This is a genomic window from Dietzia cercidiphylli, from assembly GCF_014145145.1.
GTDB classification, from domain to species: domain Bacteria; phylum Actinomycetota; class Actinomycetes; order Mycobacteriales; family Mycobacteriaceae; genus Dietzia; species Dietzia natronolimnaea.
The window spans coordinates 1-3,174 of sequence record NZ_JAALEA010000249.1 but is presented as its reverse complement, the minus strand read 5'-3'; the positions used below and the strand labels follow the sequence as shown (position 1 = coordinate 3,174).

Below are 3,174 nucleotides of genomic sequence, written 5' to 3'. Positions count from 1 at the left end.
CGGAGGTCGACGCCCCGGTCACGTCGGCGGCCGCCCGCATGTCCCGACCGCCACCCGCCGGCTCCTCGCCCGGGGCCGCCCCAGCGCCGAGAACGCCACGGGCGACATCGTCGTCGGACCGGTACTTCAGGAGAGCGGCGGACAGGACCCAGCCGAGCTCCGGGCCGTCTCCACCCCACACCGACGCGGCGCGCGCCGCGTCCACCACCTCGGAGATCGACGGGGCCTTGCGCAGGGGCAGCTCGCGCAGGCGGCGTGCCTTGTCCACCACGTCGGCCGCCACCGACTCCGGCACCTCCGGAGCGCGGGACCGGACGATCTCCGTCTCCCGCGCGGCGTCCGGGAAGTCCACGTGGAAGTGCAGGCACCGGCGCTTGAGGGCACTGGACAGCTCCCGGGTGTCGTTCGAGGTGAGCACCACCCAGGGCGTCGTGCGTGCGCGGTAGGTGCCGAGCTCCGGGATCGTCACCTGCTTCTCCGCGAGCACCTCGAGCAGCATCGCCTCGAGCGACTCCTCCGTGCGGTCGATCTCGTCGATGAGCAGGACCACCGGGTCCTCGGACGTGATCGCCTCGAGCAACGGCCTGGTCACCAGGAAGTCCTCGACGTGGATCCCCACCTCCATCTCCGCCAGCGCGGCCGAGGCCGCGGCGAGATCCTCGTGCACCGCCAGTTCCGCCGTGATCCGGTCCCGGAGCATCTGGACGTGGAGCAGCTGCTTGGCGTAGTCCCACTCGTACAGCGCCCGGGCGTCGTCGAGCCCCTCGTAGCACTGCAGCCGGACCAACCGACGGCCGAACGCGGAGGCCAGCGACTTGGCCAGCTCGGTCTTGCCCACACCGGCCGGCCCCTCCAGCAGCAGCGGCCTGTCGAGGACCGTCGCCAGGTGCACGACCGTCGCCAGCTCACGGTCGACGATGTACCCCGTCCCGCGGAGGGCCTCCGCCAGGACGTCGACGTCGATCACCGCGTCCGCGGGACCCACCTCGTCGGAACTCAGGTCGTCGGGGTGATCCTCGATGACATCCATGGTCGGGCCCTTTCCGTTCTCGGGAGATGGTGGTGTCCCCCGGGGACGGGCGGGACGGATCCGCTCGCCCGCCCCCGGGGACGTCCTGGTGGGGTGCCGCGCCGACCGGTCAGTACGACCCGGTCATGGCGTGCTCGACCATCGGGATCAGCGACTCGACCGTGGACTCACGCGGGTTGCCCGGGGTGCACGCGTCCCCCATCATGTGCTCGGCGATTCGGCGGATGTTCTCCGCCGAGGTGTCGATCCTGTCGCCCTTGCCCTTGTACTTGCCCGTGTCCATCTGGTTCTTCTCGTACAGCCCGGGCGTGATCTGGCTGAAGTTGTCCGGGATGCCGACGTCCTTCGACAACCGGATGGCGGCCTCCACCGCCGCGTCGGCGGCCTGGACGGTCGTCATGTTGCGGGTGTCCACGCCCATCTGCGGCGCGAGTTCGGCGTAGCGCTGGTAGCGCGACGGCAGGTTGTACTCCCACACCCGGGGCAGCGCGATGGCGTTGTTCAGACCGTGGTGCGTGTCGTAGTACGCGCTGATCGCGTGGGACATCGAGTGGATCATGCCCAGGCCGCCCGAGTTGAACGCCTGCGTCGCGATGTACTGCGCGTTCATCATGCCGGTCCGGGCCTCGAGGTTGCGGGGGTCGTACACGGCCGTCGTGAGGTTGTCCGCCACGAGCTTGGTCGCGTACAACGCGTTGCCCAGCGACGGGGCGAAGTCGAGCCGGGACACGTACGGCTCCGAGCAGTGCGCGAGGACGTCGAAACCGCAGTACGCGGTGAAGTGCTGCGGGCAGGAGTAGTAGAGGAGCGGGTCGTCCATCGCCAGCGAGACCAGGCTGGCGTCGTCGAACGCGACCCACTTGTGCGGGTGGTCCATGTCCGAGGTGTCCGTGATCACGTACGCCCACGAGGTCTCCGCGCCGGTGCCCGCCGTGGTGGACACCGCGATGTGCGGCGGGTTCTCGAAGTTGGTGGACTTGGAGAAGCCCTGGAACTCGTTGATGTCGCGGCCGTCGTGGGCGATCACCACGCGGGCGCCCTTGGCGGCGTCATGACTGGAGCCGCCGCCCACCGAGATGATGCCGTCGCACTTCTCCGAGTTGTAGAGCGCGGCGGCGTCCATGACGTTGTAGTCCTTGGGGTTGGACTCGACCTTGTCGAAGACGACGACGTCGAGGCCCTGGTACTCGATCTTGCCCTTGAGCTCCTCGATGATGCCCGAGCCGCGCAGTCCGGTGGTCATGATGAGGACCCGGGTCATCCCCAGCTTCTTGGCCTCCACGCCGAGGATGTCGTGTGCACCCACCCCCAACAGCGCCTTGGGGAGAGGGTGGAACTCCTTGATCGGCATGTCCCAGATCTGATTCAGTTCGATCGCCATCGTGCGCCTCCTGCTCGAGCGACCCCCACCATCGGCGGGGCGGTGATTGTGACACCGATCACTCTTGTCCGGCGGGCGCGCCGTCCGGAACAGCTACCGCGGGGTTCTGCCCACCCGGCGCACCGGGGACGGTCCGGATGGCACCGATGCACCTACCCGAGTGGACGGGTCGAGCCCGGTTCGTCACGGCCGCCGACCTCCGCGCCCCTCACGCCCCGAAGCGCTGATCGAGGACACGACACCGCGCCTCGGCCGCCGCGATCGTCGAGGCGTCCGCGTACCGCGACCGGGCCAGGCTCCGCCATGCGGCGAGATCCTCACACCCGGCGCCGCCGACCCAGGCCCTGAGCACGGGGAGACGGTCGGCGGACAGCACCGCGGCCCGCACCATCGAATGGACCTCGAGCCGCAGGTCGGCCACCCCGGGCGCGTCCGACGCCGGCAGGAGTGGTCCCGGGTAGGAGGCGACCGCCCTCATGACGTCGCCGGAGTCGAGCGCGTCCGTGACCTCGCGGAGGTCGGTGACCAGTGCACCCGGGGCCAGACGGTAGGGCCTCGACGCCACCACGTCCGGCCCGAACACCCGCCGGAGGCGGGAGACCTCGGCGCGCACGCTGACCTCGTCCAGGCGGTCGTCGGCGAGCAGCTCCGCGAGCGCACCGCCCGTCAACCCCTCCGGATGCGCGTCGAGCAGCACGCAGATCTCCGCGTGCCTGCCGGTCAGGGCGCGCCCGCCGACCCCGGGGCCGTCCCCGTCGAGCAC

2 protein-coding genes and 1 pseudogene are annotated in these 3,174 nt (G+C 70.3%); all 3 read right to left on the bottom strand.

Annotation, left to right across the window (positions count from 1 at the left end; all coding sequences use genetic code 11):
- Positions 1-1,030: MadB family AAA-type ATPase (locus G6028_RS09585; RefSeq protein WP_241730661.1), on the bottom strand; the 1,030-nt coding region annotated here is incomplete at its 3' end.
- 109 nt (positions 1,031-1,139) lie between these two features.
- Positions 1,140-2,411: an NDMA-dependent methanol dehydrogenase gene (gene mdo / locus G6028_RS09580; RefSeq protein WP_067714967.1), complete on the bottom strand. Its 1,272-nt coding sequence runs from the start codon at positions 2,409-2,411 to the stop codon at positions 1,140-1,142.
- A 208-nt stretch (positions 2,412-2,619) separates the two neighbouring features.
- Positions 2,620-3,174 (bottom strand): annotated as a pseudogene (locus G6028_RS09575) (hypothetical protein); the annotation flags it as partial.

What these genes read in the sequence shown, in the direction of transcription:
- mdo (WP_067714967.1), bottom strand. Translation starts at nt 2,411, where the DNA reads ATGGCGATCGAACTGAATCAGATCTGGGACATGCCGATCAAGGAGTTC.